The following is a 6,169-nucleotide window of genomic DNA, read 5'->3' as shown; positions in this document are numbered from 1 at the left end:
TAACCCAAAATCAGAAAGGAGGTATTTTAGGAAGAGGACACTTTGCATTATCAGCATTTGTCTCTTCCTTTTTTGTAACACAGCAGTAATGAATATTGTACTAACCCAAAATCAGAAAGGAGGTACGACAATGAAAGAGTTAATCGGTGGTGGCGCTGGTCTTTTGGCTGGTCTGAAAATCGGCGGTATCGGAATTGCAGCTCTTGGCGGTGCCGTTGGCATCCCTGCAGCAGCAGTCGCAGGTATCTTGGCAGTTGCTGGAGCTGCCGCTGCGAACAAAATCAAAAAGTAAATTAGAAATAGTGGGCGGGGTTAATCCTCTCCCACTTTTTCTTATTAAAAAACATGAATTAGGGCACACAAAAATATTTTACGCAACAAACCATCAAAAGTAATGAAGAACGGAGGTGATACAATGAACAACAATATTGCTCTGATGTAAATTCATTCCTCTCCCCCATTGTGCATATTTATAATCATAAAGCATAACTAACAATGACTAACTAATTTCAGAAATTAGTCACTACTAATTAATTTAAAATGTTAACAATCTACTCTCCCAAAAAGAGGAATAAAAGAATTAAATGTATTAAATAAAACATGAAAGTGAGGATAACATCATGGAAAAGAAACTAGCCGTATTTATGGATTTCGCAAATGTAGATGCATCTTTACGCTATCTCGGACAGCAGCTAGATCCAGGCGAATTGCTTCATTATTTGGCAAACGAACAGGAGGGGCGGGCACTTAAAGCAGCCTTTGCTTATGTTCCTATAGACCCACGCCGAGAACATGCTCAGGATGAAATTATTGATGAACTCTGGCAGACGGGTTATATTGTCAAATCAAAGGTAGGAACCATTGCTGGAGAGAGTTACAAATGTAATCTCGATGTTGAAATGGCAATGGATATTGCTAGAGTGGCCTACGAAATCAAACCAGATATTGTCGTATTAGTAAGCGGAGATAGTGATTTTCTCCCTATAGTACTAGAACTTCGGGAAAAAGGAATCCGTGTTGAAGTAGCATCATTCAATACAGCATTATCTACTCAACTGGCCAGTCACAGTTCTGGTTGCATACTGTTAGATGAACTGCTAACTACCGATGAACCATCTGTAGAACTTGCAAGTGAATCTGATATGTCTATGGCTTCAAATGACACGGTTATTCGCGCTGATAATGAAGAACAGCGTAATTTTGAACAGATGTAAGGAGGATTATATCATGGCAACAATGATTATTAATGGCAAACAGGTTTATATTCCCAAATCTGAAGTTACTACAGAGGATATTATTCAAGCTGGCTCTAGACCTGGAACTAATCCGAAAACGCGTACTGCCATCCATATGAAAACGGGGCAAAATACTAAATTAAAGCCGGGTCATCTGTATCATGTTAATGATGGTGCAAAAATCCAGATTGTACCAGATCGAGTGAAAGCCTCTGAGTTTTCTTATTTTGGGGAAAAGGAGGAATGGCAGAAAGCAGTTATCAGGAGTCAGGTTCAAGACGTCTGTCAAAAATTTTTCAAAAAGAATTGTGCTGAACTGGATGAAAACTGCAACTGGGTGGTGTTTGATGGCTTTCTGCTACCAGAAGCCTGGCGACAGGCCAACCCAGGCCAGACCTTTGTAAGGTTGATGCTTATATTCCCGGATCAGTATCCTGACCTACCTACTAACGGTTTTTACCTGCCGGCCACCTTACAAGTGCCGCATAATGCCACCCATTTTTACAATCGGGGCTATGGTGGCGCTTTTGGTGAACAGCCAGAAGAAATAATGTTCATGTCTATGGGTAATTGGAAGTGGTATTGTACCCATATCAAACCCGGTGCCTGGCAGCCAGCATATTTGCGGAAAGTTGAAGACTGGCGGTACGGAGACAATCTCTGGGACATTCTGACCTTATGTACGGATGTGTTAACCTATCCTTTTGAAGATTAAGGAGACTATAATGAAGAAGCAATATAAAACAAAACCTCAGGATAAATCACTTTTATCAAAAGACAATCAGCGGATAGAAATTCGATTCAAAAATCAGGATCTTCGTAACCTTCGTGAACAAATGCTAGCTGATAAAAGTAAAGAGTACTATGCTTGCCTTCTGGGAAAACGCTGGGATATTGGTGACTTATGTGTAATCACTGTAAAGGATGTCCGCTTTCCAGAAGCAGAAAGTTACAAACAGCAGGCAGGAGCAGCTTTACGAGTCTCAGGAGAATTTCTACGAGATACGCTACTTGAAATTGAGTCGCGAATTGATGTAGATACCCTAATTGACGTTCATACACATCCTTTTTCTGATAAGAATGTGTGGTTTTCCCATATTGATAGCGAAGATGAGAAGAACTTCCTGAAATATATGCGTGATGAAAAACTTGCCATTGGCCTGGCCTCTATTGTTCTTTCACAGACGGATTATCAGGCACGCTTATGGGAAGCAAACACTCAAGGAAAGATAATTTCCCGGCCTGCACTAATCAAGACTCAGAAATGGAGTGAGCAAATTCCTTCTTCTAACCCGAAATTTAATGAACAGCATGCTGTCGAACCTAATGCTCAATTTAATCGAAGTGTTCTCGCCTTAGGACTTGACACAATGCGGGCTATCACAGGAAATCAGGTTATTACAGTGGCAGGTGTCGGCGGTGTTGGCTCTATCATCGCCGAGCACCTGGTTCACATGGGGTTTCGTCATATACATTTAATCGATTTCGATACGCTTGAACTCTCCAATATGAACCGTATTGTCGCAGTCACACATGAGGATGCGGTAAACCAACGGGTAAAGGTCGAAGCAATTCGAGAAAATCTCCTAAAAATAAACCCAGATGCTGATATAATCGCACATAATTCAGATGTATTTACGAAGGAAGCCGAAAAAATCATGGCGAATTCAGACTGGATTCTAGTAGCAACAGATAACCATGCTAGCAGGCATCACATCCAGGAGATTGCGTTCCGCTATTATGTTCCATTTATTACTGCTGGTGTAAATATTACGGTTGAAAATGGACAAATACAAGATATGAGTGGCGAAGTCATCCTAATTCGCATAGGAGATAGGGTGTGCCTCACCTGTTTGAAACGCCTACGTTATAATGATATCGCTGCAGAGATTCACCCGGATCTCAACGTCAGGGAAGGACTGGTTCGAAAAGGCTACGTACAAGGAATGGATGTCAAGGAGCCAGCCGTAAAGACATTGAATACGCATATCGCTACAATGGCAGTGGATGTGTTGGTGAATCAATATACAGAACGTCAACAGGATGCGGTGATTCGGGTTTATGAGGACAACGTGGCCCCCTTGATTTATGAGGACAAAGAAAGCGTAGCGTGCAGGAATTTGAAATGCCACGTTTGTAGTGGATAATTATTTCAATCCTTGTGCGATAGTTTGTCAAGACAAGCGTATATGCTTTCTCTATGGCGGTCCATGACGTAGTGGCCCCATAAGTTATATTTTGGGTCTAACTTAAGGGGGATTTTACATAAGGGCCGCCTTTTTCTCTTTTTAAAAAAGAAATAATGAATATATTACTAACCCAAAATCAGAAAGGAGTATAACTATCATGGCATACAAAGTTAACTTACACATCACGCAAAAATGCAACTACGCTTGTAAATACTGTTTCGCCCATTTCGACAATAACAATGACTTGTCATTAGACCAATGGAAACATATTATCGATAACCTCAAAAACAGCGGCATTGTCGATGCTATTAACTTTGCTGGCGGAGAACCGGTTCTTCACAAAGACTTCCCCGCCATCGTTTCCTACGCTTACAACCAAGGGTTTAGACTTTCCCTAATTACCAATGGTTCACTAATGCTAAATCCAAATCTTATGCCACCTGAACTCTTTAAAAGGGTAGACACACTAGGCATTTCTGTTGACAGCATAAATCCACAAACCCTCATAGCTCTTGGTGCTTGTAACAAATCTCAAGAAGTATTGACCTTTGACAAACTGACCCAGCTTATCGCTCTCGCTCTTTCCGTAAATCCTAACATTCGTATCAAACTGAACACAGTTATTACAAAACTCAACGAAAAAGAAGATCTCACTATCATCGGTAAGCAACTGAACATTGCACGATGGAAATTTCTCCGGATGAAGCTTTTTATCCATAATAACTTTAACAATTCTCCCCTCTTAAGCAATCAAGGTGAATTCGACAATTTTGTGGCCCGCCATACTAAAGTTTCACGCGATGTCGTTCCCGAAAATGATTTAACACGGTCCTACATTATGATCGACAATCAGGGACAACTGCTCGATGATGAAACCGAAAACTATAATGTCGTAGGCAGTCTGCTTACGGAAGACTTCACCAAAGTCTTTGCTCGCTACTCATTTGATGAATCTACTTACGCCAGCCGATATGCAAGCTAAATATCTCAATAAAGGAGACACAACTATTTACATTTTAACCATAAAATCTCACAACACTACAACAACACTTTGCAATTAAATAAATCAATAGATATAAATTCAAAAATATTAAGGAGGAAATATCATGAATGAAAATAATATAACCTCAAAGACAACCAAGCAGGAAGCCGCTAAAAAATTTGGCTTTATTACTCTTGGAGTAATCGCTACAGTCATTACTGCTTTCGCAGCTAAAAAAGCCGGATATTGTAGTGACCCCATAAAGTTAGACTTTACCGGTAGTAGCAATTATTTGCTGCTACCGGTTTTTTTACGCTGCGGCATGATGTAATCGGTAATCTACTGGGCTGAGCCACCCCAGCTTAGCTTTGATTCTGTGCTTATTGTAATATGTGATGTAATGCCGTATAGCTCGTTCAAGTTCTTCGAAGCTGTGATAGGTATGCCCATAATAGATTTCCTGTTTTAGCAGGCCAAAGAAATTTTCCATCACGCTATTATCCAGGCAGGTGCCTTTGCGAGACATACTTTGAAAAATTCGTTCTTCCTTTAATCGGCCTACATAGCTGCCCATTTGGTAAGCCCATCCCTGGTCGGAATGGAACGTTCGACGATAAGGGCAGTCGCTGGTAATGGAAATTGCCTTATCCAAAGCAGACATAATGCCTTGTGACGATGGCCGTTTGGTGATACTAAAGCTAATGATTTCACGATTATAAAGGTCAAGGAACGGGTCTAGATATGCCTTGCGTGTAAGAATATTCCCGTTGGTGTCCATTTCATAATACTTAAATTCAGTGGTATCTGTTGTGATTTTTTGATGTGGAATACATGTATCGAAGCGGCGACGCAGCCGATTGGGAGCAATACGCCCAATAGTACCTTTGTAGGAACTGTACTTGCGGCTCTTGTGGGAGAAAGCTTTTACCTGTAGCCCTAATTTCTGGACAAGGCGCTGAACCTTCTTGCGATTGACTAAAAGGCCCTCTTTGCGGAGCTTACCCCAGATTCGACGATAACCAAAGTCCTTGTTGTTCTGCCGAATAGCTTTGATTTTTGCTTCTAACTCAGCATCCGGATTTTGGCGGTCGAATCGCTGTTGCCAATACATGTAAGTAGCTTTAGGGAGTTTTATAACTGCAAGGATGTCTTTTAATTTGAATGATCCTCGGAGACTGTGGGCGATCCTTGCTTTCGCTTCTGCGCCTCTTGCTCCAGGCGCAATCTCCTCAGTCCTTTTAAATAAGCCACCTCAATACGTAGCTTGAGATTCTCTTCTTCTAACTGCTTAAGTTTCTCATCTTGATTCATATTGCATTCTGGTGTAATACTGGCTTTATCTGGCATCTTTGGCCGCCTGCCTTTCCGTTGCGGTTTGAGACCTTCTATACCAACAGCACGATAGCGTCGAACCCAGTTAGCTAAAAGGCCCGCAGATTTCAAATTAAGTCGAAGTGCCAATCCTTGGTAAGAAATCTCTGTACTTAAATATAACTCTACAGCATTTACCTTGAATTGGAAAGAATAGATTTCTTTTTTCCTTGACCGTTGAAGGCCATCTTTCCCCATTGCTCGATATTTCCCTACCCACTCTTGAATGAGTCTTTTGGCAGGGATTTCATATTTTTTTGTTAAGGCAGTATAACCTATATCCCCGTTCAAATACTCTTGGACTACTTTACATTTAAATTCTGCACTATATTTTGCCATAAAAAGACCCCCATAAGTTAGATTTCTTGGTCTAACTTATGGGGGTCTCTACA

7 protein-coding genes are annotated in these 6,169 nt (G+C 41.0%); 6 read left to right on the top strand and 1 reads right to left on the bottom strand.

Annotated features, from left to right (window positions below):
- Window positions 1-130: 130 nt before the first annotated feature.
- The 6 genes from T320_RS14665 (at window position 131) to T320_RS09645 (ending at window position 4,737) form a co-directional block, all read left to right on the top strand.
- Window positions 131-292 (top strand): hypothetical protein, encoded by a 162-nt coding sequence (locus tag T320_RS14665; RefSeq protein ID WP_156032694.1) that lies wholly within the window; start codon window positions 131-133, stop codon window positions 290-292.
- A gap of 328 nt (window positions 293-620) precedes the next feature.
- Window positions 621-1,214 (top strand): LabA-like NYN domain-containing protein, encoded by a 594-nt coding sequence (locus T320_RS09665; RefSeq protein ID WP_037355335.1) that lies wholly within the window; start codon window positions 621-623, stop codon window positions 1,212-1,214.
- A 13-nt stretch (window positions 1,215-1,227) separates the two neighbouring features.
- The gene (locus tag T320_RS09660; RefSeq protein ID WP_037355332.1) at window positions 1,228-1,950 is read left to right on the top strand and encodes a hypothetical protein; all 723 of its coding nucleotides are present in this window, start codon (window positions 1,228-1,230) and stop codon (window positions 1,948-1,950) included.
- Window positions 1,951-1,960: 10 nt separating this feature from the next.
- On the top strand, window positions 1,961-3,382 hold the full coding sequence (locus tag T320_RS09655; protein WP_037355330.1) for a ThiF family adenylyltransferase: 1,422 nt from the start codon (window positions 1,961-1,963) through the stop codon (window positions 3,380-3,382).
- A 199-nt stretch (window positions 3,383-3,581) separates the two neighbouring features.
- Window positions 3,582-4,406, top strand: coding sequence for a viperin family antiviral radical SAM protein (locus tag T320_RS09650; protein ID WP_037355327.1), 825 nt, complete (start codon window positions 3,582-3,584; stop codon window positions 4,404-4,406).
- Between the two features lie 124 nt (window positions 4,407-4,530).
- Complete coding sequence (locus T320_RS09645; RefSeq protein WP_037355325.1) at window positions 4,531-4,737, top strand: hypothetical protein; 207 nt, start codon at window positions 4,531-4,533, stop codon at window positions 4,735-4,737.
- Here T320_RS09645 and T320_RS14405 read toward each other — a convergent pair.
- Window positions 4,717-6,116 (bottom strand): IS3 family transposase gene (locus tag T320_RS14405; RefSeq protein WP_156032790.1). Its coding sequence is split into 2 segments (ribosomal slippage): window positions 4,717-5,648 and window positions 5,648-6,116, totalling 1,401 coding nucleotides; the frame shifts between segments, so codons are not numbered across the junction. The two genes, T320_RS09645 and T320_RS14405, sit on opposite strands and share 21 nt — an antisense overlap.
- Window positions 6,117-6,169 lie beyond the last annotated feature (53 nt).

It is taken from the genome of Selenomonas sp. FC4001, from assembly GCF_000701565.1.
GTDB classification, from domain to species: domain Bacteria; phylum Bacillota; class Negativicutes; order Selenomonadales; family Selenomonadaceae; genus Selenomonas_A; species Selenomonas_A ruminantium_B.
Note: the sequence above shows the minus strand (reverse complement) of the source record. Positions and strands in the feature narration are given on the sequence as shown.